This window comes from Pseudoalteromonas sp. Isolate6 (assembly GCF_022398435.1).
Lineage (GTDB): Bacteria > Pseudomonadota > Gammaproteobacteria > Enterobacterales > Alteromonadaceae > Pseudoalteromonas > Pseudoalteromonas galatheae.
On the sequence record NZ_JAKEVK010000016.1, the window covers coordinates 25,318 to 48,139 of the forward strand.

At 45.0% G+C, this 22,822-nt stretch carries 30 protein-coding genes; all 30 read right to left on the reverse strand.

Annotated features, from left to right (window positions below):
- Positions 1-7: 7 nt before the first annotated feature.
- Positions 8-760, reverse strand: a complete 753-nt coding sequence (locus tag L1D50_RS03895; RefSeq protein WP_239965568.1) for a phage tail protein — start codon at positions 758-760, stop codon at positions 8-10.
- On the reverse strand, positions 760-1,869 hold the full coding sequence (locus L1D50_RS03900; RefSeq protein ID WP_239965569.1) for a phage tail protein I: 1,110 nt from the start codon (positions 1,867-1,869) through the stop codon (positions 760-762). Before L1D50_RS03900 ends, L1D50_RS03895 begins: the two co-directional genes overlap by 1 nt.
- The gene (locus L1D50_RS03905) at positions 1,862-2,770 is read right to left on the reverse strand and encodes a baseplate J/gp47 family protein (RefSeq protein ID WP_239965570.1); all 909 of its coding nucleotides are present in this window, start codon (positions 2,768-2,770) and stop codon (positions 1,862-1,864) included. The genes L1D50_RS03900 and L1D50_RS03905 overlap by 8 nt, the downstream gene beginning before the upstream one ends.
- A gap of 154 nt (positions 2,771-2,924) precedes the next feature.
- Positions 2,925-4,199 carry a hypothetical protein gene (locus L1D50_RS03910; protein ID WP_239965571.1) on the reverse strand — a complete coding sequence of 425 codons (1,275 nt, stop codon included), beginning with the start codon at positions 4,197-4,199 and terminating at the stop codon, positions 2,925-2,927.
- The gene (locus L1D50_RS03915; protein WP_239965572.1) at positions 4,171-4,320 is read right to left on the reverse strand and encodes a hypothetical protein; all 150 of its coding nucleotides are present in this window, start codon (positions 4,318-4,320) and stop codon (positions 4,171-4,173) included. Before L1D50_RS03915 ends, L1D50_RS03910 begins: the two co-directional genes overlap by 29 nt.
- 249 nt (positions 4,321-4,569) lie before the next feature.
- Positions 4,570-4,989: a hypothetical protein gene (locus L1D50_RS03920; protein WP_138521726.1), complete on the reverse strand. Its 420-nt coding sequence runs from the start codon at positions 4,987-4,989 to the stop codon at positions 4,570-4,572.
- A gap of 9 nt (positions 4,990-4,998) precedes the next feature.
- Positions 4,999-6,480, reverse strand: a complete 1,482-nt coding sequence (locus tag L1D50_RS03925) for a hypothetical protein (protein ID WP_128728015.1) — start codon at positions 6,478-6,480, stop codon at positions 4,999-5,001.
- A gap of 20 nt (positions 6,481-6,500) precedes the next feature.
- A complete protein-coding gene (locus tag L1D50_RS03930) occupies positions 6,501-6,722 on the reverse strand; it encodes a hypothetical protein (protein ID WP_138521728.1) in 222 nt (73 codons plus the stop codon).
- Between the two features lie 8 nt (positions 6,723-6,730).
- Positions 6,731-7,927, reverse strand: coding sequence for a hypothetical protein (locus L1D50_RS03935; RefSeq protein ID WP_239965573.1), 1,197 nt, complete (start codon positions 7,925-7,927; stop codon positions 6,731-6,733).
- Entirely contained in the window at positions 7,924-9,888 is a 1,965-nt protein-coding gene (locus L1D50_RS03940) for a DUF4815 domain-containing protein (RefSeq protein WP_239965574.1), read from the reverse strand. Before L1D50_RS03940 ends, L1D50_RS03935 begins: the two co-directional genes overlap by 4 nt.
- Before the next feature lie 10 nt (positions 9,889-9,898).
- Positions 9,899-10,381, reverse strand: coding sequence for a hypothetical protein (locus tag L1D50_RS03945; RefSeq protein ID WP_239965575.1), 483 nt, complete (start codon positions 10,379-10,381; stop codon positions 9,899-9,901).
- A 26-nt stretch (positions 10,382-10,407) separates the two neighbouring features.
- Positions 10,408-11,313, reverse strand: coding sequence for a phage tail protein (locus L1D50_RS03950; protein ID WP_239965576.1), 906 nt, complete (start codon positions 11,311-11,313; stop codon positions 10,408-10,410).
- 1 nt (position 11,314) lies between these two features.
- On the reverse strand, positions 11,315-12,157 hold the full coding sequence (locus tag L1D50_RS03955; RefSeq protein ID WP_239965577.1) for a baseplate J/gp47 family protein: 843 nt from the start codon (positions 12,155-12,157) through the stop codon (positions 11,315-11,317).
- An 8-nt stretch (positions 12,158-12,165) separates the two neighbouring features.
- Positions 12,166-12,534: a hypothetical protein gene (locus L1D50_RS03960; protein WP_128728025.1), complete on the reverse strand. Its 369-nt coding sequence runs from the start codon at positions 12,532-12,534 to the stop codon at positions 12,166-12,168.
- 2 nt (positions 12,535-12,536) lie between these two features.
- The gene (locus L1D50_RS03965; RefSeq protein ID WP_239965578.1) at positions 12,537-13,295 is read right to left on the reverse strand and encodes a hypothetical protein; all 759 of its coding nucleotides are present in this window, start codon (positions 13,293-13,295) and stop codon (positions 12,537-12,539) included.
- A gap of 1 nt (position 13,296) precedes the next feature.
- Positions 13,297-13,833 (reverse strand): phage tail protein, encoded by a 537-nt coding sequence (locus L1D50_RS03970; RefSeq protein WP_069020287.1) that lies wholly within the window; start codon positions 13,831-13,833, stop codon positions 13,297-13,299.
- A gap of 62 nt (positions 13,834-13,895) precedes the next feature.
- Positions 13,896-14,642 (reverse strand): phage tail protein I, encoded by a 747-nt coding sequence (locus L1D50_RS03975; protein WP_239965579.1) that lies wholly within the window; start codon positions 14,640-14,642, stop codon positions 13,896-13,898.
- Positions 14,623-15,579 carry a baseplate J/gp47 family protein gene (locus tag L1D50_RS03980; RefSeq protein WP_239965580.1) on the reverse strand — a complete coding sequence of 319 codons (957 nt, stop codon included), beginning with the start codon at positions 15,577-15,579 and terminating at the stop codon, positions 14,623-14,625. The genes L1D50_RS03975 and L1D50_RS03980 overlap by 20 nt, the downstream gene beginning before the upstream one ends.
- A gap of 59 nt (positions 15,580-15,638) precedes the next feature.
- A complete protein-coding gene (locus tag L1D50_RS03985) occupies positions 15,639-16,103 on the reverse strand; it encodes a hypothetical protein (RefSeq protein ID WP_239965581.1) in 465 nt (154 codons plus the stop codon).
- 11 nt (positions 16,104-16,114) lie between these two features.
- The gene (locus tag L1D50_RS03990) at positions 16,115-16,885 is read right to left on the reverse strand and encodes a hypothetical protein (RefSeq protein ID WP_239965582.1); all 771 of its coding nucleotides are present in this window, start codon (positions 16,883-16,885) and stop codon (positions 16,115-16,117) included.
- Between the two features lie 126 nt (positions 16,886-17,011).
- Positions 17,012-17,326: a hypothetical protein gene (locus tag L1D50_RS03995; protein ID WP_239965583.1), complete on the reverse strand. Its 315-nt coding sequence runs from the start codon at positions 17,324-17,326 to the stop codon at positions 17,012-17,014.
- Positions 17,327-17,336: 10 nt separating this feature from the next.
- Entirely contained in the window at positions 17,337-18,113 is a 777-nt protein-coding gene (locus L1D50_RS04000) for a phage tail protein (RefSeq protein ID WP_239965584.1), read from the reverse strand.
- Positions 18,114-18,122: 9 nt separating this feature from the next.
- Positions 18,123-18,668 carry a phage tail protein gene (locus L1D50_RS04005; protein WP_019647288.1) on the reverse strand — a complete coding sequence of 182 codons (546 nt, stop codon included), beginning with the start codon at positions 18,666-18,668 and terminating at the stop codon, positions 18,123-18,125.
- Between the two features lie 353 nt (positions 18,669-19,021).
- Positions 19,022-19,933, reverse strand: a complete 912-nt coding sequence (locus tag L1D50_RS04010) for a phage tail protein I (RefSeq protein ID WP_239965585.1) — start codon at positions 19,931-19,933, stop codon at positions 19,022-19,024.
- A gap of 8 nt (positions 19,934-19,941) precedes the next feature.
- Positions 19,942-20,784, reverse strand: a complete 843-nt coding sequence (locus L1D50_RS04015) for a baseplate J/gp47 family protein (RefSeq protein ID WP_239965586.1) — start codon at positions 20,782-20,784, stop codon at positions 19,942-19,944.
- Positions 20,785-20,844: 60 nt separating this feature from the next.
- Positions 20,845-21,093 carry a hypothetical protein gene (locus L1D50_RS04020; RefSeq protein ID WP_099031760.1) on the reverse strand — a complete coding sequence of 83 codons (249 nt, stop codon included), beginning with the start codon at positions 21,091-21,093 and terminating at the stop codon, positions 20,845-20,847.
- Positions 21,090-21,497, reverse strand: coding sequence for a 3TM-type holin (locus L1D50_RS04025; RefSeq protein WP_128728036.1), 408 nt, complete (start codon positions 21,495-21,497; stop codon positions 21,090-21,092). Before L1D50_RS04025 ends, L1D50_RS04020 begins: the two co-directional genes overlap by 4 nt.
- Complete coding sequence (locus L1D50_RS04030; RefSeq protein ID WP_138523490.1) at positions 21,485-21,904, reverse strand: glycoside hydrolase family protein; 420 nt, start codon at positions 21,902-21,904, stop codon at positions 21,485-21,487. Before L1D50_RS04030 ends, L1D50_RS04025 begins: the two co-directional genes overlap by 13 nt.
- Before the next feature lie 20 nt (positions 21,905-21,924).
- Positions 21,925-22,287, reverse strand: a complete 363-nt coding sequence (locus tag L1D50_RS04035) for a hypothetical protein (RefSeq protein ID WP_010378324.1) — start codon at positions 22,285-22,287, stop codon at positions 21,925-21,927.
- Complete coding sequence (locus tag L1D50_RS04040) at positions 22,262-22,540, reverse strand: helix-turn-helix transcriptional regulator (protein WP_128728037.1); 279 nt, start codon at positions 22,538-22,540, stop codon at positions 22,262-22,264. The genes L1D50_RS04035 and L1D50_RS04040 overlap by 26 nt, the downstream gene beginning before the upstream one ends.
- Between the last annotated feature and the right edge of the window lie 282 nt (positions 22,541-22,822).

The following is a 22,822-nucleotide window of genomic DNA, read 5'->3' on the forward strand; positions in this document are numbered from 1 at the left end:
TGTTTCCTTATTGATACTCAAGATTGGTTAATCTAATTTCTTGATTGGTTTGGCGGTTCATGGTGTCTAGCTGTACCGTTGTTACGTTGGCAAGTTCTGCGTTAAATAAGCCATGGAATGCTGATACGCGATTATCTAGTCGAGCGGCATGTGTTGTATCTAATCGTGTCACTTCACTGGTGAGCAATTGTTGCAGCTCACTTAGCGCGGTTTCCTGTTGTTGCAAACGAAACTCCTGTTTGATTTGCCGATGCATCGTATCTAGCTGCGTTAGCGTCATTTCGGCCAGCTCTTTGTCAACAATCAGATTAAGATTGTCGACCCCTAGCTTTACCTCAATACTCTCACTAGGCAGTTGAGCCAAACTTAACGTTAACCACTGTAGTACTTTAACGTCAGGTGTACGGTAGCCAAGTGTGGTGTTGGCTTTTGAGTAAACCCCCAGCAAAATCAGCTCCGGCTCACCATTTGCATCTACTTCGCCGCTATCTAAATAAACACCAATTTCTCTGATGGCATATTCAAGTGGTGCGTCGAATTTGCCTGCAATTTTAAGGCTCGTACTTTCACCGTCTTGATAGTCGCTGTCGGCAATAGCTACACGCTCTTTTAGGCTGCGTAGCTCAGTTTGATTTTGTGATGGCGTATAAGCGGCATCGCCAAACGCCATATGGCTGATTTGCCCCTTAAAGCCTCGCGCTTGAGCGCTGAGTAGGGCATCAAGTCCCGCATGGGTAAACTGCAGCGTTAGTGCAGACATTAAGTCGCTCCTTGTAAATGATAATGTTGATATTGAAGTCGGTGCATACCACTGGCGAGTACCACTCCTTGCATTAACTCATCAGGGTGAACGCCCAATCCTTGGCCGGTATGCATTTGTGCATTCAGCTGTTTTGCAACCGCAAGCACACCTAAACTTACCTGCGTTTCATTTGGTAAAACGCCTGTACCTTCGGTATTTAGCATTTGATAGCCATAGTGATTTATATGGCCACATGCCCCTAATGCGGCTTTGCCTTGCTCAGGTTTTACCCCTAACCCCAACACTTGAGTATTGCTCAAACCCAAAGGCGCTTTACCAAGACCTGCAGCACCAATTTGCTCTTTAAGCGCAATCCCCAATTGTAAATCAACATGGATAGCACCGCGCTTCACTGCGTTTACCACACGGCGAATACGTTTGAGCATCTGGGAGGTCAACAATCCTTGTTGTCGGTCGTCCAAATTCTGATTAATAAGCGCCCAGATCTGCACAGTGCCAGGCAAACCATCTGTCTGCTGCCACCATTCCTTGATCTCGGTTTCAATATTGAGGCTATCGAGCGCTTTTTGCAGCGCAAATGGGGTTCCCTTGCACTGATGAACCGTGAATGCATCAGTAATGACTTGGCGTTTAATCGCCACAGGCCAATGTTCATCCCACTCATCCACTGAGTAGTTCCACGCCAAAAAAGGCAATAAAGGCTCAGGGCAAAGCTCGGGTTGCCAAAGACTCGTTAAGAGCAGCCGTGTGTCGCTCAGTACACAGGCATCACGCAATTGGGTTCGTGCTTCATCATCCTTGAGGGAGAGCCCACTTAGTCGGACATTTATCGCTAGCCGCTCAAGTGCATCTCTTGGGAAAAACACTTGAGAGTTAATAATTGGCAGCAGCTTATTACTTGATAAGCGTTTAAGTGCGCTGCGTAAATCAAGACAATCGGCCTCCGTCAACGAGAGATAACGCGCAATTTCCACTAGCTCATCATCGCTGCGCTGATCAATTTTTAAGGCCGCTAATAAGCCTGCTCGGATAGTTCGAGGCTTGGCTTGCAGCTCTGCTAACCACTGCTCCAACGTTGACGCATTATGAGGTAAAAGCTTAGTCATCCTGCCCCCTCACCTTTACCCGCAAATCCATTTGCTGACAATACGCCACCTCAATATCTAGAGGTATAATGTCTTCACTTGGCGACTCCAACCTAATGTTTTCAACACCGGATAAAAACAAAGCGTTGCTAATACCCGCTCGCGTGATCTGCCGACCAAGCTGACGCCTTTCTGTTAAGTAAGCGTCGAGCGCGGCTGAGGCACTGTCCACAATCACCTCAGGCGACGGGCCAGGTAAAATCTCAAGTTCCGCTGCAATGTTAAACGTCAATATCTGTGGCTGCTTGATTGTGACTCTATCGCCAAGCGGTCTCACTTTAGAGACTTCAGGCTGAGTTGACGATTCAGGGGTAAAGGCGACGTGTAATTTATTCAGCAGCTCCGCGCTTAGTGTACCTTTCCCTATTCGACTCAAGGCGGTTAGTTCTATTTCACATGGCCTCGGACTATGAACTTGCACATCGCAAATCTCATTACTCACCGACAATGCATGAAAGCGATAAGAGGCCGCGCTCCCTGCGGTATTCAGTCCATCAAACGCCAGTTGCGTTCTCGCTCTTAAGCGCTCATCATCCTCATTCCCAAGCCTTGCAACATTAAACCGCGCTGCGATTGCGTCTAAATCACTCCCTGAAGCACTCGCGAGCAAGTTCGCTTCTATTGCATCATTTAGCATACTTTGCTGAGTCAGCCCTTGATATGCCATGACTTCTAACAGTTTAGTCAGAGGTTCACTTTCCAAGTTTACTACCTCTTGGAGTGCGCTATCCTTTTGCAGCAATGCTTGCTTTAATGCTTCTAGACGCTGCTCAAAGTTTAAGGGTTTTAACACTTTAGGAATGGGCAACTGCGATAAGTCCAATCGCTCAAATGCCATCATCACCTCCTCGCTTTGCGCCATAAAAAAACCCACAGCAAACACTTGCTTGTGGGCCTTGGAGATTGGAAACCTGTGTGCTTGTTAACTTTCTCAAGCATAGGTCTATCTTACTGGTTTTTAGGGAGTAAAACAGGTCAATCCTGACCGGTTTGCCATAAGCTGACTTACCTAAGAATTAACTTAACTTGACACATAAGTACGAATTTGGTTCATCTGGTTTTTGCATAATACTCGCTGAACAACCAGTCGGGATCTCTTTCATTCCAAATACCCTGCCTTGAGCCAACTTCAAAGTCGTTGTACCTGACATATTTCGAATAATGAGAGGTTTATTTTTACTCCATCTAGGACTCGCAGGCAATTTTACTTCCTTTTCAGCCACACCTGAGTATGTGAAGATATATTCACTTCCATCTCCTTTAGTAAAGTCTGTCTTTCCATCCGATGACATAATAATAAAGTTTGGATGATTAGACTGGATCACGTTCCTCGTTTCGTTGTCACCTGTATCGAGCGCTACAGCCTTGGAGTAATTAGGTGAGTTTATCAAGTTGGACTTATCAAACTGAACATTGGCTCCACCTAAGTTACTATAACGTCCATTTAGTAAACCAAAAACTGGGATTTTACTACTTGCTCCTGAGAATGAGTTTCCGACAAAAGTCGCAGAACAGTAGTTGTCTGGATTAAAAGACAAAGTAACCAAGTGACTTTGATTACCATTATGGTCTCGCTGAGAACCATTTCCGCCAAAGAACGAACAACCAACAATGTTATACTCTGAATGAGGTGCACCAAAGTTAATTCTCATTCTCGCGTTTTTCATATTCTCAAAGTACTCGTTCGCCACCCTGACATTTGAGCCACCGCTAAAGTAAACAAACTCAGCTGCCGCACCTCCATAGTAATGGTTACCATCAAACCGAGAACCTGACGGTATGAACATCTTGATAGCGGAGTCAATTTCACCCGCACGAAAGAAAACGTTATTTAAAACATATTGATCTGTCGCTTTAAATGTTCTTTGGATGTAGTCACCACTTGCGTTCTTCTCAAGAAATGAATCTATACCTCGACCGCAATGGATAAAATAATTGTTGATAATATAGTTCTCAACTTGATAGCCGCCATCATAAAACTTAATTGCGGACTTAGCGCAAGAGAAGCGACAAGAATCCCAAGTCCATTGATAGGGCGTCACGTGAAAGCAATGAGAATGTTCAGACTCAACCTTGAGGTGGCGAATAACAACATCTCTAGAGTTATTATTCTGATTCGGGGTTTTACCTACTGTGTTGTCAATAATCGTCGGTGCCGTAGGGTGTTTCCCCCTAATGCTACATGTTGACCTTGATTGGCCAGAAATACGATGTCCAGATCTCACCTTTGCACTGCCATATATTTCGATATCGCCAGTTATTTCAATTTCTCCACATTGCGAGACATTCATTCAGGAACTTCAGGTTATTTTCCTGATCTGCCCTGCTCATATCTATCCCATATTTAACACCAAATGTTTCAGGGTTAGCTTTAGCTTTGCTCTCAGCTATAAAGGTTTTGTCTTCTTTCATACTCACTCCTTAAATTAACTTTTGCATTACTTGTGTATTATTTAGAAATTCCTAATTGACTAGAACTCAGGCTAAGAGCTTTTACCTTGACAGTAATAACCCTCACCAACAAAAAAAGCCCACAGCAAACACTTGCTTGTGGGCCTTGGAGATTGGAAACCTGTGTGCTTGTTAACTTTCTCAAGCATAGGTCTATCTTACTGATTTTTAGGGAGTAAAACAGGTCAATCCTGACCTGCTGCGAAGTTATTAGAACGCAACCTCAAACTGTAGTAATTCAGCTTGAGTGGTAAGGCTAAGCACCTCGGCTTCTAACTCACCGCTTTTTTCACGCACCACTTCTCTTTGCTGTAAAATGGCTAGTAGGTTTGCACGCTCTGTTGCCGCACCTTCCTCATTACCGTTCAACTGCTCACTCAACTCGCGCTCTTTTGCGCGCTCTACTCGCCACTGCTCCGATTGCAATTTGCCATAGGCGAGTTGCTTTATGCGCGAAATGACTTGCTGTTTTAAATACTCAACTTCAGAGTTTTCTTCAGTCTCTAACTGAGCTTCAGCTATAAATTGTGCTACGGACTCTTTACTCCATTGCTCGCCTGTTTGCGGGTGTACCAGCCAAAAGTTACCCGCAATAGACATCCCTTTGTTATTGTCGTAGTAAGTATTCATTTTCACTCCTTAAATCGCGCGACAGGTTCTAGCAAGGCCGTACTGGTTATATAGATAGTGCTCATTAATAACGCCTATATGTGAGTATGGATTCATCGCTTGAATGGCTGTGGCTATTATCCCTCCATCGTATCCTAAGCTATCGGCCTTAGAGCGATAGCAGTATGAACTCAGTAACTCGCCATCTAGTGTTTCCATTACCACATTCACTTCACCTTCACTATTCTCAGTACCATTTGAACTTTGTGTACGATACGGTTCACTATTACTGGTAAAAATATAATTGATAGGCTGAAGCTTCAGCTCTTCAGTGAAGAGATAATGTGCGTTGAATTTATCACCTGCCATTTTGAGCTCATTTCCGAGTAAGCCAAAATAACCGTAATAGTTAGATGAATAACTAGAAATTTCCGATTCGCTGTGGTTATAGCGATTTATTCCGTGCGGCTGTGCGAGGGTATTTGTGATAAATACCATCGTTGTAAAATCACCGCTATCCACATAATTCTGATATTCAGCTTCATTCGCAATGGCGATGTTAGTAATGTGATTGCCATCACGATATTTTTCCACAACCAAGTTAGTACCCGAGTCGATAATCACCAAGCAGTGCTTTTGGTTATTGTACAACACAGCTACCTCATTATGGTTGTAACTAGACCTAGTTGGAATACCAAATTTATCTCGGGCATTGAGATCTTGCTTAGGCAAAGTTCGCGATGTAAACCCCTGTCCTGAAACAAAAATACCACCATACTCTGTTGCATTTGTGGACTGAGACTCTTGAGTGCTATAAACGATTTCAAAACTAATGTCATTAGGTTGTGCTTTTAAACCCAGTGGTACGATAGTACTTGAACCATATTGATACACCTTAGTTGCTGGGTTTTGCTCAAAGGCATTGTTGTACACAAAACTCGACTTTAAAATCGTCGTAAATGTGCCATCTTGGCTAATTTTTAAATGATCCAAACGGCATGTTTCTGTTGCTGCATTTGCGTTGACACTTGGCCGAGTGAGGTAGGAAGTACCATCACTATTATAGATAGCCAAAACCGATGTGGAGCGGCGAAAATTAGCATGATTATTCGCCGTATCAATATTTTTTATCGCGAATAAGGTTTTTGGCGTAGCTGCCGTGTTGTTCGCGACCACTTTATTAATTTGTTGCGTCAAAGGACCTATTTGATCCAGAAGCGCTAGTTTTGCAGCTCTGGTAACCAGCTCTGCGGTCGACGCGGTTAAGTCAGCTTTGGCAGAATCAATACTATTAATCGCAGAGGTTGCAACCTGCTGTAATAGCTGGGTTGAGTCATCCAAATGTTCCTGTGCAACGGCCACTACGGCTTGCTCAAGCTTGGCGTTATCTGCAAGCCGCGCAATTGCATTCGTGACTAAGGTTTGCTCCTCTGCACTCAGCGGAGTGCTGCCGTTCATATCGGCGACCAGTTTGTCGACCATTACTTGAACGGCTTGTTGAATTGTTGCCATAATTTCCTCTTATAAATCCTTTAAATTGGTAGCAGGGTTTCACCCAACACTTGATTTAGCCGAAGCCGTCTGAAGCGCTTGTCGATATCTACTTGAGCTTGTTGATGTACCAATTGCTGCTGGTGGATATCTGCATCAATTGCCTTAAGCGCATTGATCAATCGCTGTACGTCTTGTTCAAGTAGATTATCTGGGTGAGGGAGTGGATATTGCTGAAATGGAGTAAATTGGTTGATGTCCACAATTTCTCCTACAAGGTAAATGTGCGTAGATTTCGTACTCTAGGGCGCTGTGCCGGAGTCCCCTTCAGTACTAATTTTACGCGTGTCGTGGCGGTATCAACACCGTTAAAGGTGTAGTTGAACTGCTGCCAACCATCGTTCAGCACTGAACTGCTATCTAGTGCAAGCGGTAGCCAAACATCCCCTTTTTGCATCAAAGCTTGTACTTCTGAGTGGCTTTGAATATTCGCTTCAAAGCTCACCGTTAAATCACCGCCTAAACGGCAGCGCAGCTCGCGAGAAATATAGTCTCCAGTTTGCGCGACTTGCCCATGAACGCACTGGCTGCCCGCAAAAAGTACTGGCGTTAAGCTTTGTGTTCCCGTCAATACAGCAGCGACCTTAACCTTGCCAGTTATGGTTTCTCCAAGCGTACTTGGTTGCCACTCTTGAACGCTTAGTACTTTTTCTTTATTGCCAGTAGGGTAAGTGAGTTCAAAGGTAACTTGAGTATCTGCACTTGGGCGCTGGACTACAGCTAAGAGCATTAAATCCGTTACTTGTTCAACCTCTACCTCGCCGAGTTCAATCCGTCTACTTTGCTCTGTGAATTTGGCAGCCTTTAATCTAAATGTCAGATCTTTATCCTGATGTGGCGTCCAGGTGCTAGCGTTGCTTGATGATAACAACACTCCTACTTGATACGGCTGAGAGGTAACCCAGTTGTGCGCCTGATCAAGCTTACCGAGCTCTGCAATAGCAACACTGTGCTCGGCCCCATCAGTTAACACAACCAACGCATATTCCTGATCGGCATTTAAAAAGGTTGGAGTAAAGGTAAACAGTGTCGATTGGTCATTTAGCTTTATCTCATCGCTGCTTATTTTGCTACTTGCCAGCACAGTTTGCGTAGGAATACCTTGTACAACTTCTCGAATTTGTACTTCAACCGCCTCCTGTCCTTTGGCGGTAAACCATAATTCAACACCGGCAATAAATCGCGATTGCTCCAAAATAAAGGTTTGTGCGAGTGGATCAAAACGCTGAGTAATAATGTTATTTACACGCCTCAATGTTTCCACTTCAATCACGCCACTACCTGTATAACTAGCGCTTCCTGCCGAACCTTGCTTACCAATAAATCGCACCAGTTTAGTTCCAGCGGGAACATTATTTGGCACTTTAAATCGACCTGCTAATTCACCGCGTGTATTTGCTTGGATCATGCTTGCACCTCTGAAATAATTTCAATGCCATCGAATAATAGTGAGTCCAGTTGCTCACCTGAATCAAACCCAGAAATAGCAAAGTTGACCCAACGAGTGCGCAAGAACTCGTCTTGCTGACGGCGCACACCAACTCGTTCTGTCGTGGTATGTTCAACAACACGACGCACGCGCCCACCACCACGGGTTAAGCGGCGTGTAATAGGGCTTGTCCACTGAGTCTGGGTTTGTGTCCAATGGTCAACACTTGGGGTTAACGTGACATCCGCAGGCAGTGGTTCAAATGCCATATAAGGATTAATTTTCATCTCCCCAGTACGGCTTTCTTGTACTAAGACATCCTCGAGTTCGTAAGGTAATGTTTGGACTTGTGGTTGTGACAACTGAGTTATTTCTGCGGCCATTGGCAGCATGAGTTCGCCATCCACAATAGCTGCGCTTTGTCCAAGTCCAATATCGCGCATATCGTCATCTAAAAACGGGTCAACAAACACGCCGTATTTGCTAGCAGGTGACTGAGCATTGGTATCGTTACGTAGGCGTTCAATAGCCAACAATTGGTATAAATCTGAGATCTGCTGTTGCATCAACGCAAGATCTGTCATTTGTACCGCTTCAATCGCAATATTTTGGATATGCGGCGGCGCGCTCCCCCAGTGTTGCTGCACTTGGGCAAGCCCCAGGTGTTGATGAGGCACTAAAGGTGCTTGCGGGTTGATTCTGTCGGGTGCACCTTTGATCCGCTCAACATGACCATTGGGGGTAAGCACAAGCAGGTCGATACGTGGCATAAACCAATGATAATCGACGACCACAAGGCCATTTTCGAGCATTTCTTCAGCCTCGTTTAACTGTTGCTCGAGCCAAAATCCGGTTTCGTCGGCATCAACTTCAATAAGTCGGCGATAAGTATAAACCACGTCATACGACGTGCCTGATGCCGGCTTATTGCCACCATCACGCCAGCTAATATGATTACGGGTAAAGATAAAGTCGATACCTTGCTGATATTCAATGCCACCTTGCGAGATCTGCAAAATTTCAATGACAGAGTCATCATCAAAGGGATCGGTATTTTGGCCGGTTTGCGCGTGGCCTCGAGTCAGAGAGGTACGCTTTTTCACCTCAGCAGTCACCTGATCAATGCGCTGCACCGGTGCAAAGTCTAAATCAATTCGCATAGCGCCTTGAGTATTGGCGCTAAATCGGCTCGGCTCATTGATCACCTCACGTACATCAGGGTCGTTTGGCAGCGTAACAGGCAGTGCGGTGTTAAACGCTATTTCATAGCCATTGATATGCGCTTTTCCCTCTTGCACATTAAAGTGCTGGTGGCTTGCCGTGCTCTCTCGATAGCTAACATTGAGCCCGCTCACCACATAACTCCCACCGTTTGACTCGCGGTCGTAACGCGCAAGTGCGCTGGTAATTGAGTCTAGTTGTGGTGGCGGCTGCTTAACGATAAGCGTGCCATGATCGATTTGGTAAACGGGAAAAAAGTCGCTATTGGGATAGTCAAGGCTGTCGCTCAGCCCCCAACGGCCCGAGATTTTCAGTCGCGCGGCACCCGCTTCGTCAAAATTGTGTGCGCCAATGGCTGGATCTCTAAGTGTTGAATCTTCAAGCTCTGTCACCACTTCCTTTGCTAACCACACTCCGACAATTTCGAGTTTATTTAGCGCAATCGCTAACTGTTTGGTGTCGACATCATGTACCGCACCTTGCAGATATACTGAGGATGCGCCAATGGTTGCAACGGCATGAGCTTGGTCAATAACCACCTCACCCCCCTTAACCACATCCCCATCTTTCAACAATACATCAGCGATGCCTTTTACATGGTGCTGAGACTGCAGTTGCAGGTCGTTAAGTTCACGACTTTGCAACCCTTTACTCGCTCGAAACAATAGCTGACTGTATTGCTTTGCAGGATCAAACTGCTGGTAATAATCTTTTATCATTGCTTTCTTCTTAAAAACTGATCACAAACTCAAACGTTTCGCGTACCCCTTGATCACGAAATAGTGCCGTGCGATGCTCAAGCAAAATAAGCTCACCAGCCTCTGCAACCTCGTCTGGTAAGAGGTAATATTTTCCAGCTGGAATGCCCGTTTTTGGTGTCGTACCAAGCATTAAACCAAGCTCGCGAATATGCTCACCTAAGCCATCTTCGAAGTCGTAGGTGAATTGGCAATATAGATGTTGGCTGGCGGTATCGCTTAAGCGGAACTTTCCGGTTGGTACCTGAATTTCGCCTTGTTCATCCGGCTCACAAAAGCTAATTTGCTTTGCCTTGCGATAACCAATGAGATTAGTGAGTTGTGTGGTATTGGTAGGGGTTGGCGGCAAAGTATTATCCCAACTTGATGCGCCGTTACCCCATGCTAAATAAATAGCCTGCTGCTGCATTAGCCGTGCAAGCGCCTTTCGGCCTTGAAGTGTTAAAGTGGCCAAGGACTGCTCCTTTTAATTTGATTGTTTTATCTTCTGTAAATAATAGAAACTTTAAAGCTTCCAGCCGCTTGAAGGATCGTATTTACCGGTAAAGTTACTTGGCTATGTTTCAAGCTGACTCTACACGGCATTCCTCCAGCTACATCAAGTATCCCCCAGCTTTGTTGCCACTCGCCCTGCCACGAGCGTGTTGACCACACGCGATGCTTCGAAAGCAGCCTAATTCGGGCTGAGCTCACCGGCAGTTGTGAAGGCTCTTTGTCGCTGAGCTTGTATTCACTCAAGCGTTTTGTGGTGAGGTAATGACTGCGCTGACTATGTGTTCTACTGAGGTGTACGGAGGCATTCGTCATATCATGACTCACACCTTGCTGGTGGCTGCGACCAAAGCTGACTTTGCATAGCGTGTTATCGCCGTCATGAAATGGCACGCCAGATACATCTGATAAAAGCGCCCCAAAACCACTTTGAGATAACTTCAGTTCACGCACATCATAACCATGATAAATACGTGAGAGTTTGGCTCTTACTGGGGCAGATAGTCCAAGCAGCTGATGGATATCTTTAAGCGCCTTGTTCCCTGGAATTTTGCCAGATGCCAATTGATAGCGATAAAAGTGACGCCCGGGTTTATCAAGCTCAAGCTCAGCCTCGTCAAAGTTGAGCCAATTGAGCGCGATGTCTACACTTTTTGGTGTACCACGAAGTCGCTGCCAAACCAGACCTTCTTTGAGGGTTTCGCGAAGGTCTTGGCTGTAGGGCAAAATAGCCTCTAAGCCATACTCCCAAACGAGCCACATCAGCAAGTTGTCGTGCGGCTCGGCCTTGAACCCAGATAACCTTGAGATACCCGCATGAATATCGTCACTCACGGCAACACTTTGCTGCAATCGCCGTTGCAGCAAAGTGTGATTAGGAGGTAATAACGTCATCTTAGCCTCGCTTTAATGTCAGCGAGATTGACTTGGGCATAACGTACTGATGGGCCGCCACATCAATTAACTGTGTTGGAGCAAGCAGTTCGATATGCCTAATTCCCGTACTGTGTAATTGTGCATGCAGCCAGCTTGGCGTTAAGTCCCAACCAAGTGTCGTGATGTTGAGCCAATCGTCTTGCAACGTTTGCTTCAGCTTATTGACAATAAGTTCAGAAGCATGAGTATTGAGATAAAGCTCAGCTTCAACATCTACCCAAACGGGCTGTGCAAGCTTGACCTCTAACGTGTCCGTTAGCATTTTCACTGAGTCGTCAAATAGCCTTTCTTTCACTTGTGCTAAGACCTGTTCTGCATCAGTGTCAAACTTTGCGAGTACCGTTACCACCACCAGCCCATCCCCTGGGCTTTGCACCGACACATCCTTGATTAATCCCGGTGCAGCTTCAATGGCTTGATGACGATAATGCGCCGCACTACCTGCCGTACTAGACGCTATGGTGCTGTTGCGAATACGCATTCGTAAGGTTTCGTCATGTTCATCTGGCAACCGAGCCACCCCATAAAAAGCGCCAAGATGTTCAAGATCAGCGCCTTGGCTGGTAGCTAACAAATTAGCCGCCGCGGCTTCATTGACGCGCTGTCGTAATAACAGCTCGCGATAGCTTTCGACTTGCAAACAAATCGCAAGCGGCGAGCTTTCAAGTGCTAGTGCTTCGGCATATTCAGGTGCAAGTTCAATAAAACGTTGTTTACGTGCTTGGAACAGGCTTTCGAAATCAAGTGGTTCAAGGATGTTTGGCGCTGGCAAAGTGGAAAGATCAATTGATTGATTTGCCATAGAGCGCCTTATTCTGAGGAAGTTAAAATGCTTGCAACACCAGTGGCGCGAGATTCAATTTCTTGGTAAACACTTTCAGCGCCTTTACCTTGATAGGGAAACTGAATCTCATTATTCAGCACTTTTGTGGTTAATGTACCTAAGCTGTCACGCCCCTGTGATGCCGCTGCACGCATCTCGGCAAGTGTTGTTGCTTTGCTGAGACCATCAAGCAGCTTAATAAACTCAACTAATACCAGGTGACCTGTATCTGCAGTAGTACCAATAATAGATTCTACATCCGCCACTTCTCGGCTTATTTGCCCGCGCTTTACTTGCTTGTCTAGATACGCGAGTAAAGCTAAATGATCTTGTTGTGAAGGAATTTGTTCTTGCATAATTACACCTCGATTCTTGGATAGTTAATAACACGGTCAACAGCAAAAGTGGCGTTACCACCAAATTCAACGATGTTTTGTGGTGTTTTGTCACTGCCAACGGGCGATGGGAGCATATTAACAAAGCGAACAAATAGCATTGAATAAGGGTGCAGACCATGAAGCTTAATTGTGTCAATAGTCTGGGTGGTTGCACATGCATTCCATCCACCAGTAATTTTTGGCTGAAGGCCTAAACGCTCAACCTCAGCGTTAATCTGATCACTTGTTGCTTCATAATTCGCTAATACAAATTGAGGAAAGCTTCTAGACCAATCATGACTATATTGATCTTCTTCACTGTGACCAGGTGCATAGCTATAACTACGAGTCAGATGTATTTTGGTCAGCGCCTGAGGAGCTGGATAAGTGTAGTAACCCTGCGTAGCGATAGGTACTTTTACCCATTTTGAAATATGTGGAGCTTCAGGTTCAGCTTCTATATTTAACGAGCTCTTAGAATGATCTGCCCTATCATAATAATTAATTCGCAAATCAGAGTGGCTATCTGCAAAATTAAGGATCGCTTGATCTGTTTTTGACCCCGCCAAAGTAATCGCTTCGCTAATATCTTGCTGCGCATCACTCAGCGCATGATTAATTTCTCCCATTTTGCCGATCACGGTTTGTGTGAGGGCATTATTTGAATCGATTAATCTGCCGTTCTCGGCTTGCAGTGCGGCGATGCGCTGCTCTAATGTCATTGGCTGATAATCCGCCATATTACACTCCTAGCTGTAGTAGTCTGTTGTTGAATTGAATCTGTCGGTGATTCGCTTGAATTTGCGCACTCAGTTGTTGGGTTTGTGCCACCAGCATGTCGAGAAATTCACCGGCATAAAAAAGCGTTAAATCGCCTGTGGTATTAATCGTGATAGCGTCTACCGGTGCAGCACTTAACAGCAGATCAAACCCTTGTACGATTTGTGCAATGGGTGTTTGATAAAAAAGTACATTTTGCGGGTGAGACCAAACAGCAAACAAAGTGCCATCGGCAAGATAAAAACCCACTTCGCGCACCGCGTACTCAGCATCGTCAATAAAATGTCCGGTAATATGAAATTGCCCGTCACCAACAACTTGCCCGCCGGCAATCGCCACTCGATTTTTTTCGCCTCGCAGCCTGGTTTGGCTACGAGAAGGCGTATAGCCAGAAGTGCCTACCGCAATCGCACTAATATCAATCGTAAAACCATTGGCTTTGGCATTAACGGCCGCGTTTAATCCCGCCTGCGTAATAAGCGGCGTAAATTGTTCCATGAGTCATTCCTTTAGAGTCTGTTAATCTTCAAGTTTGTTTTTGCAGCAGCTTTGTTTAGGTATTAATAGCAATAAAACGACTGTCGCTGGATTTGGATAGCAAAGGGCGCTGCGTGAACATAAAGGCTAGAAGCACTTTTGAGATCAGAGCGCACTTCACCAGATATTTTGCCCACCCCTTGCAAAACAGAAGTACCAGCAAGATACGACTGGCTTACATTTGCAACATTATCTGTGTGTTGAGGCATCCACGTTCGCTGGAGACTCGCAGACTGACTGACGGTATTGAGCGATAAGCCTGTACTTTGCTGTACACCTACACGCAAATTAATTTGGCTGCGGCATGGTTTTGTCATCACCACAGCTTGCCAAAGTTGTGCCTGCAACTTAGGAGTCAGTAGCGTGCTGCCTGCTGGATCTAGGTTCTGAGCGGCCAACGCAATGATCTGTGCAGAATGCGGCGTAAACGCGTGAGGATTTTCTTGTTGCCACCACTCTTTAAGCTCAACTTTTGCAGCTAGAGTGGAGAGCGCGCTTTTTATCGCACTAACCGTCCCTTTTATTCGATGATCGGGCACGCTATTCGCTATAATCTTGCGCTTCACTTCAATTGGCCAAGCGCTATCCCAAAAGTCCACACTGAGTGCATCCGCAAGCCAAGGTAAAAAATGCTCGGGACATCGCCAGGGATCCCAAAGACTACCAAGTGGAACAGGAGTCGTGGAAACTTTGCTTAGCGCCTTTGCCAGCGCATGCTCAAGCTTAGTGCTTGCGTGCGGTAATAGTGTATTAAATATCTCTTCCTGCAATGTTTATCTCCACTTGTGTACAAAACGCAGCCTGCCAAGGGGTATTGATAATGTCGGCGGTAGGTGAGAGCAGCTCAACACGTTGCACACCTGCTTGGTGTAGCGCACTGTAAAGCCCAGATAAACGAATATCATGATTGAGTTTATGATGTGTTTTTAACCATTGCTGCACGCTTTGCTCTACCGTAGATTTCACTTTTTCTTCATCAGGGCCTGGATATAAATAAAGCGTGGCGCGGAGGGTAAATTCTTTTACCTCAGCTGAGAGTACTCGTGGTCTATCCGTCAGAGGCCTAATGTCTTCTTGAAACAAATGCTCTGTAATTGCTGTTATTTCGTCTTGATTTGGTATGCCATTGCCTCTATCTGTCAGCACCGTTATCGCTACATCCCCCGGTGCGGCATCTTGAAGCCTAGCGGCATGGCTACAATGCAGCAATTTCGTATACTCTGGTACTAAGTCTGATAATGGTGGCTCGACCTGAAGCTGCTCAAATTCGGGAGACTCAACAAAAACATCCTTAACTTGAGGTAAGGCTTTAAGCGTGTGAAAACAATAAGCACCAATTGGCCCTGCTGTACTAAACCCTTCTAGTGCCAATTGAATACGCGCTCGAAAGCGCTCGTCACTCTCCTCAGCTTCTCGTATCACCGCAAAACGATTCCCCAAATAATCGAGTTCACTGCTCGTGGCTTTTGCCAGCAACACCTGCTGCGCGCCTTCATTAATCTGTTGACGTAATAGCAGCTCTCTATAAGCAAAGACTTCCATCAGCTTGACGATGGGATCGCTAGGTAGTAGCTCAGAAAGTTCTGGGCAGGCGTGTTCTACGGCTTGCTTTAGTTCGTTATAAAGCGATTTAAATTCAACGGGTTCAAGTAAATCGGATGCGGGTAATTGACTAAGACTGACCGCACTGAAGTTAGTTAAAGACATAATGGGGCCTGTTGTAAGGCACCCAATCAAAAATGACTGGGTGCTTGTGGTAGGTATGTTTAAGCGTTGCTTTGCAGTGCTTGGCTGACACCATTTGCACGCTCGGCGATTTCGTGCATCACCTGTGCTTCGCCTTTCACTTGGTACGGAAAAGTTAAGCTTCCCGACTGCACATCAGCGTGGATATGGCCAATCTTATCTTTAAGTCCACTCACAGAAGCTCTAACGTCATCCAGTGATTGCGCGGTGCTAAGTGAAGTAACCAAACTGCTCAGCTCTTTCAACAGTAATTGTGCCGTATCTGCCGTTGTACCGAGCAATGTGTCTGTGTCTGCAACTTGTTGAGCAATTTGTTCACGCGCAGACTGCTTGCTCTGCAGTGCTGTCTCAACTGCGCTTAGCTCTAGTGTGAATGTTGTTCCCACTCCAAATGTATCTTCAACAAACTCTTGCGTTACAAAATGTGGGGTATTGGCGTCGTAGAACTTGTCAACAATTTGGTTATTTACTATTAGTTTTGCCATTTTTATTCTCCTTAGTCGTAAGCATTTTGTGTAGCGTCACCTAAATAGGCGAATTGTCCCCAGTCATCCAAAGGTACTTCTCCTGTCACAACTGCAGGAAGGGCAATTTGAATCACGCCAGTTTCATCCTCTGGTTTACCTTCACCAGGAACGTAAGGATGACAATGACCATATCTATTTCGGCCAAAACTCATGACCTTACCACAAAGCTTTGCGTCTTGATTTGCTTCTAAGCCTTCACACCACCAATTGTTTGGTACTGTACCTCGAATATGTTTCACAACCGCAGCTGCTGTTACAACGGTAGGCGCTCTAAAGTACTGGTACATTAAATACGCAAATAGATGTGCACTCTCGCCTCGACGATTTGGGTAATATTCCAGTTCCCAAATATTAAAGCTTCTAGCGAAATGCTGAGTATCAGAATTTATCGCTCTTAAAAATTCCCTTGCAAGTGGTGTTCTTTGATTAGGCTCCACACCTGAGGTAACAGTTTCAAGTAATCTAGCTTCTTTTACATAACCACCACTCCAAGAGTGTGGAAAAGTGCCTGCCTCATTGGGAATTAATGCTTGGTTTTTAGTTACGCGAAAATGCGACTGCTTTTTGCGGGCAGAATCAAACCTTTGATCTATTTTGCCTAACTCCGCGTTGACTTTATTTTTTACATCAACAACGCTGCTAGTTAAAGTCGCCGTAATATCTTGAATTTTATTATCGACGGTTGCGGTAAGGTCGTTTGATGCCTCAATCAATTTGGCAATATCTTGTTCTAATGCCATATTTTTTCTCCATATGGTTAATACGATTTGTAAAAGGAATACTGAGTGTTATCTCAGCGGTAAATCAGGCACAAAAAAGCCCACCGAATGGTGGGCTTAATAGCCTAAAGTCGTTGTAGATTGGTGTTATTGCGGTTTTGGATAACGATTTTTAATGGTGCTTCGCGCTTGCAGCCACGCAGTTTTTGCCGCTTGTGCGGCTTCACTCGCTTCACCAAATTCGGCCATCGCCGCTAAGTAATCGAAGGCAAGACCATCTGACTCGCACTGGTAAGCAAAACTTCTAGCATGCATACATTGAGCTGCAAGTTGAGCCTGCTTTGCCTCAGCTAGAATGCCTGGAATATCAGCATTGGCGACGCCCAAATCTGCCAATGTTTTTTCATCTGCCGGAACATTAATCAGTTCATCATCACCGATTTTTAAGGTTTTAATTTCCATTGTGACTCCTTTAAGTTGTTGGTGGTGTATATGGATGGTTTGCGTATGGAATAGAGCTTAGTGTTGGGGCTAAGCGCTCGGCAAATGGAATTGGCTCTGCGTACCAACGAACAGACCATGTGTCACTGGTTGTTTCGTAAATATTTCTTCTATTCATATCAGCACCATCATGGAAATTAACATCACCCTTCCAGTTTTTTATAATCCGATATGTAAGCCCACCGCCTCTGAGGTAGACTCCGCTACGAGTGGCACAGAATGCACCAAAGGCACCTTCTTCACCACCACCATATAGATCTAAACTTGAGTCTGCTTTTTCGCGTTTACAGTACATTGCAAAACTTGTATGGCTTACAGTTGGGTTATAGCGCTCATGAAAGCGTTTAACCTGTAAAAAATTCGCATTTCCGCTCCATGGAGTTGCATTTCCTTCTAACTCAAGAAGTAAAGCCGCTTGATGACCGCTAGTTGAGTTAAGCGGTCTAGTGTCACCATTCCATGAATAATGACGAGCGACAGTAACCTTACTCACTCCCGCAGCATTCCCATTCATAGCCCACCACACCGGATAAAAATAATCCTTTGAACCACCGATAAAAATATCCTGAACATAGCGTGTTTCTGGCATCGCCTCTTGAATAAATTTGTCGACATCTTGCTCTTTTTTCGCAATACGCGTGTCAAACGCAGCCATTTGGTTATCGAGCTGCTGCGCCTTGTTATCCACCACCGCCGTTAAAGCATCCGTAGACTGAATGAGATTAGCAATATCTTGTTCTAATGCCATGAGTTGCTCCTATAAAATTCCTTTGTCCATCAACTCAAACTTCTGTTTAAGATGACGAGTCATATTGTTAATTTGCGCAGCGCCTAGCTTGGCAAGTTCTGGGGCGATAAGAATATTTAGATTAACGCCGTTATCGACGATGGTAACGGCGTCGGCAGGCACGCCCGTTAACACCAAATCAAAAGCAAGAAGTAAATCGACTTCCGCCGATTTGTAAGCGATAGGTCTATCTGGTGAAGAATACACCGCAAATAGCACCTCTTGTGTTTGGCCATTTGCTTCGCTTTCGATATAAAAGCCCACTTCATTGACCCAAAAGTTGTGATCGGTATCATCAATCACACTCATATGGATTTGGGCATTCCCCTTATCTTCGCCACTTGCCACCATAATGCGGTGGACTTCTTGTTGTAGCTGGCGGCGGCCTTGATCTGGCGTATAATTGCCAGTACCAAGCCCTACCTTGCTGATCTTCGCTTGAAAGCCATTTTTTTGGGCGTTAAATACTGCTTCCAAACCCGCGGTGGTGATGGTCGGCCGTAAAATCGTGCTCACAGCACCTGTCTCCTTTTGTTGAGTGATATCAACCCGCATCAATACACAACTCATTTAATAAGTTGGTTTATGAAGCACATTGATATGAAATGACAGCAATGGGTTTTATACCAATAGGTACTACCGCTGGGTAAACGCTGATGACATCAATTGAAGTGTTTGTTCGCTATTCCAATAGCGGTTGTAGGCTAAATTGCTGCGATGATTAATACCCATTTGCTTAATTAAGTGAGCTATTTTGAGGCGAGAAAACCTTTTCGATAACCAGACGAAAATTTTGCTATTTAGTTGTTCTAAATGAGAAATTTTTAACGCCGTTAGCGTCAGATTTACTCCTTCAAATTGAGCAAGTATTAAGACAAATTGGTATAAGTGTGGCAGTAGAATCTAGCCACTTGAAAACGACGATTAGTAAAGTGCAAAGTGCTCGCAAGTTCCGTCGTAAAGTCAAACTTGGCGGCAGGCAGTCTTTGCTCATTGGTTAAATAAATTCGGCTTACTACATGACGGCGATTATTTAAGTGAAGCCCTACTCGCGCAGAGCTTTGTAAATACGCATTCACATGCTGGCTTTTCATATACCGGCCTGTCGCTGCGATTTGTTTATTGCTTGCCAATGCAAATGCCGCTGATACGGTGGCAGCGGGTGCTTTTACGGCCTCAGTTTGCGCTGACTTTCTCGCAACTTGCAAGCCACTGGCAATAGAGGCTGTTTGCAGTTTTAGGCTCATTTTGGCACCGACTAAAAAGTCGAAATGGGCACGTTTTGGTTTAGTACTATCGGTAACATCTTTAACAGCTTGGTAAAGCTCCGGACTTAAGATCACAGCGTCACTGGTATACGGAATTTCATTCGCCCACGCGATAAACATAAAGGTATGCGGCTGCTTTGATTGATAAGGCGCCAGTGCTATATCATCAATTTCTTGAAACCATTCAAAAAACTCAACACTTACCCCCAGCGCTGCCAATGCTCGCTTTACTGAGCCAACCGTGCCTTTGTGCTTATGCACTTTGACCGAATTGGCGATAAATGCCCGTTTGGTATCTACCGGCCAGCTTTCATCCCACTCATCTACTGATAAAGACCATGCAAGCCAAGGTAATAAAGCCTCAGGGCAGGTCTCTGGGTGCCATTGCTTGCCCACATATTCTGGGATTGTTGGTGTTACCTCAAGCTTACTCGGTAAGTCTTCGACTAGCTCGGCAACGGTGCGAACCAGCGGTGATGTGCCAGGTGGCAGTAATTTATGATAACTTGTCATAGATCACCTTACTCCGTTGGAAAATGTAATTGCACATCACGACAGTAAGCTGCATTTTTAGCACTTGGTGAGAGGTCGTCATGCATCGAGCGAAGCTTCACTTTTCTTACTCCTCCTTGATGCAAAGCATCAATAAGCCCCGAGCTAGGTACTTCTTTCCCGAGCAAGTAATGCGATTGAATAAAGTTTTCAATTGCACGATGGATGGACACTTTAACCTGCTCCGTATTAATACCTGCATTAAAGTAAATATCGGCTTCAATCCTGTAGGCCGTTGGCTCTACCAAATGCACGCGTACAAGGTCCGTAAGCGGTCTAACATCTTCGTCATTGAGGTAACGTAACACCTCTGTTCTCAGTGCTTCTTTATCTTCCAAAGTCACCACATCAGCAACTGGTAACACATGGACTTCAACAATACCCGGCAACGTTGATTCAACAAATACGTCTTTCACTTTTGCAGAAGCGGTAAACGCGTGGTACTGATAAGCACCAGACGTGCCTCCCATTGAATGACTTTCAAGAGAAAGTGGGATCCGTAAACGATAGCGTTCATCCGATTCCGCTCCTTCTCGCGCCACACCGAACAAAACACCCAAATGATCCAAGTCACTGCCCGTGGCATATGCCACCATCACAGATTGTGCGGCGTCATTCACACGCTGTCTCAGTAATACCTCGCGATAAGCAAAAAGCTCCATCAGCTTTATTGCTGGATCAGAGGGAAGAAATGGATAATCTGGAAACTGCTGTTGCAATTGCGCTTCTAATTCCCGATAAATAGCTTCATAGCTGACTGTCTCCAACACATCAGGTGCAGATAGGCGCGTCAAATCGATAGCATTATTCATGCTACTCTCCTTTTAAATGGGGTTGGATAAAGAAAGCCAATACGGCCGATAATAGCGGCGCTACGAACCCACTCTGCGGGCACCGAGCAACGTATCTAATTTTTTATCTATAGAATCTAAGCGCTTTTCGATGCGCTTTTGGTCTTCTTGGCGAATTTGCTTGAGGTGGTCAAGCGCTTGGGAGTTAGTGGTGATCCTTTTATCTAAGTCGCCAAGGTAAATAACACCAGACACCAACAGCGCAATGGTGGTGAGAATGTGGGCCAAATTAAACTCTTTTTTCATTTGCCATTGTTCAGGATGATTCACTTGCTGACCCCTTTTACTTTCTCAACGGTTCTAAGCCCTGCAAGCCCTAACATGGCAAGCGTAAGCTCTAACATCACATCAAGCGGCAACTCAGGCGTACCATGTTCAGGCATTAACCATTGTAGAATTGGATTAACCACGAACGAAAACAAAAAGCCAAAACCACACACCCACATCAAAAAAGGCCTCGCCCCCGCAACAAACACACTGCGATGCGCTGCTTGAACTTGATTGATCTGCGCTTGTACTAATGCATGCTTTGCTATCAGTCTCGCCTTTAAATGCTCTTGCTTAAGTACTTCTTCTTCACTGGTAAACAATTCATCAAGAATATTGCCAATTGCTTCTATCGGAGCCACTGTTTTTGCAGAAAATAGGCTTCCTAATAGACTCATGATTGCCATTCCCCTGAAATCATCTGTTGAGCAAGCTCTTGGGCGCGATTAGGCACTTGTCTTGCCCATCGGCTATCTAACATTTCTAGCGCGGCGGTATCAAAATCACCTTTCTCGACCGCTTGTAACATTCGACCAAAGTTAAGTAACCCTGTGATCCCTAAGTTAAATGCCATATTTACCAGCACCGCCATCCGTGCATCGTTGCAGTGTTGGGTTGCAATTCTGCGCGCCACGGCCGCTTTGGCATTTTCCACATCGCTAGCAAGTAGTGATTCTGCTTCTTCTTCATCAATTCCCTTATCATCGAGATTTCGACCATAGCCAATAGTCAGTTTTCCCGCGGTACACAGGTAAGGAAATTGGCGAAACCCCTCATGTTTTTTGAGTTGCTCTACTGTATTCATTACGGACATACAATTCCCCTTTATTGTTGCTAATGTGTCGACATATTAACCATCAAGCTTTGCTCAGCTTTCAATAACCAAAACTCCATTGAACGCTTGCTGTCAAAACCCAATGTTTTTGCTGCATCGACCACCTTGTTATGCATCATGTATTTAGCTCGGATTGCACGCTTACATTCTGGTCTAAGTAACTCAATTGATGCAGTAAGTTGAGCGATTTCATCTGGCACATGCATCTGCTCTGCACTGACGTATTGGCTTGATGAACTACCAATAGCTTCAGTTGCAGCTTGACGGCTAAAGCCCTTACCTAGCTCTTTACTACACCAAAACTTCCCCCAGCGCTTAAGGGCAGTACGTACCTGTTTAATCGTCACTTGCTTGTTGGTCATGGATTTTTCCTATCACTTCTAAAATATCGAGTAAGTACACATCTTCAACTAGGCCAATAACATCATTCCAGCGTGGGCTATATTCCCTATTTTCCCATCGCCTTAACGTACGCTCCTCAATACCATAATGAGCAGCTGATTCGGCTTGCGTGTAACCTCGAAGCTTTCGCGCAACACGAAGAATTTCGGCTCCGGTTGGAGCTGGTTTGCTTTGACCCACCAGTCTGGATGTGGCTGTGTTTATAAGTGTCATTGTTCTCCTTACCTTAAAAAATAAACACGACTAGTGAAAATTTGTTCTGCTTAGCTGAATGGAGATCGCAGAAAAGCGAAAACGACGTTGTCGTTCATCCTTGCCATCAAGTTTTTAGTTCCGGTAAAAACCCACCGCCTATCATTAACATTTTCATCTGATAACTTTCTTCAGCGTAGTGATATAATAGCGATTTCTCGGATTAGAAACAGGTCAAAAATGACCTATTAATAATACACTTACAATTAACCACTGGATGAATAAACAGGTTAATTATTTAAC

Bases quoted from the DNA above. Each gene is read 5' to 3' on its own strand.
- L1D50_RS03895 (WP_239965568.1), bottom strand. From the start codon at position 760: ATGTCTGCACTAACGCTGCAGTTTACCCATGCGGGACTTGATGCCCTA.
- L1D50_RS04035 (WP_010378324.1), bottom strand. From the start codon at position 22,287: ATGACCAACAAGCAAGTGACGATTAAACAGGTACGTACTGCCCTTAAG.
- L1D50_RS03980 (WP_239965580.1), bottom strand. From the start codon at position 15,579: ATGTCTTTAACTAACTTCAGTGCGGTCAGTCTTAGTCAATTACCCGCA.
- L1D50_RS03935 (WP_239965573.1), bottom strand. From the start codon at position 7,927: ATGATCCAAGCAAATACACGCGGTGAATTAGCAGGTCGATTTAAAGTG.
- L1D50_RS04000 (WP_239965584.1), bottom strand. From the start codon at position 18,113: ATGGCATTAGAACAAGATATTGCTAATCTCATTCAGTCTACGGATGCT.
- L1D50_RS03940 (WP_239965574.1), bottom strand. From the start codon at position 9,888: ATGATAAAAGATTATTACCAGCAGTTTGATCCTGCAAAGCAATACAGT.
- L1D50_RS03995 (WP_239965583.1), bottom strand. From the start codon at position 17,326: ATGGAAATTAAAACCTTAAAAATCGGTGATGATGAACTGATTAATGTT.
- L1D50_RS03905 (WP_239965570.1), bottom strand. From the start codon at position 2,770: ATGGCGCAAAGCGAGGAGGTGATGATGGCATTTGAGCGATTGGACTTA.
- L1D50_RS03970 (WP_069020287.1), bottom strand. From the start codon at position 13,833: ATGGAACAATTTACGCCGCTTATTACGCAGGCGGGATTAAACGCGGCC.
- L1D50_RS03910 (WP_239965571.1), bottom strand. From the start codon at position 4,199: ATGAATGTCTCGCAATGTGGAGAAATTGAAATAACTGGCGATATCGAA.
- L1D50_RS03965 (WP_239965578.1), bottom strand. From the start codon at position 13,295: ATGGCGGATTATCAGCCAATGACATTAGAGCAGCGCATCGCCGCACTG.
- L1D50_RS03950 (WP_239965576.1), bottom strand. From the start codon at position 11,313: ATGACGTTATTACCTCCTAATCACACTTTGCTGCAACGGCGATTGCAG.
- L1D50_RS03990 (WP_239965582.1), bottom strand. From the start codon at position 16,885: ATGGCATTAGAACAAGATATTGCCAAATTGATTGAGGCATCAAACGAC.
- L1D50_RS03925 (WP_128728015.1), bottom strand. From the start codon at position 6,480: ATGGCAACAATTCAACAAGCCGTTCAAGTAATGGTCGACAAACTGGTC.
- L1D50_RS04040 (WP_128728037.1), bottom strand. From the start codon at position 22,540: ATGACACTTATAAACACAGCCACATCCAGACTGGTGGGTCAAAGCAAA.
- L1D50_RS04010 (WP_239965585.1), bottom strand. From the start codon at position 19,933: ATGACAAGTTATCATAAATTACTGCCACCTGGCACATCACCGCTGGTT.
- L1D50_RS03960 (WP_128728025.1), bottom strand. From the start codon at position 12,534: ATGCAAGAACAAATTCCTTCACAACAAGATCATTTAGCTTTACTCGCG.
- L1D50_RS04015 (WP_239965586.1), bottom strand. From the start codon at position 20,784: ATGAATAATGCTATCGATTTGACGCGCCTATCTGCACCTGATGTGTTG.
- L1D50_RS04025 (WP_128728036.1), bottom strand. From the start codon at position 21,497: ATGGCAATCATGAGTCTATTAGGAAGCCTATTTTCTGCAAAAACAGTG.
- L1D50_RS03900 (WP_239965569.1), bottom strand. From the start codon at position 1,869: ATGACTAAGCTTTTACCTCATAATGCGTCAACGTTGGAGCAGTGGTTA.
- L1D50_RS03920 (WP_138521726.1), bottom strand. From the start codon at position 4,989: ATGAATACTTACTACGACAATAACAAAGGGATGTCTATTGCGGGTAAC.
- L1D50_RS03915 (WP_239965572.1), bottom strand. From the start codon at position 4,320: ATGAAAGAAGACAAAACCTTTATAGCTGAGAGCAAAGCTAAAGCTAAC.
- L1D50_RS03955 (WP_239965577.1), bottom strand. From the start codon at position 12,157: ATGGCAAATCAATCAATTGATCTTTCCACTTTGCCAGCGCCAAACATC.
- L1D50_RS03985 (WP_239965581.1), bottom strand. From the start codon at position 16,103: ATGGCAAAACTAATAGTAAATAACCAAATTGTTGACAAGTTCTACGAC.
- L1D50_RS04030 (WP_138523490.1), bottom strand. From the start codon at position 21,904: ATGTCCGTAATGAATACAGTAGAGCAACTCAAAAAACATGAGGGGTTT.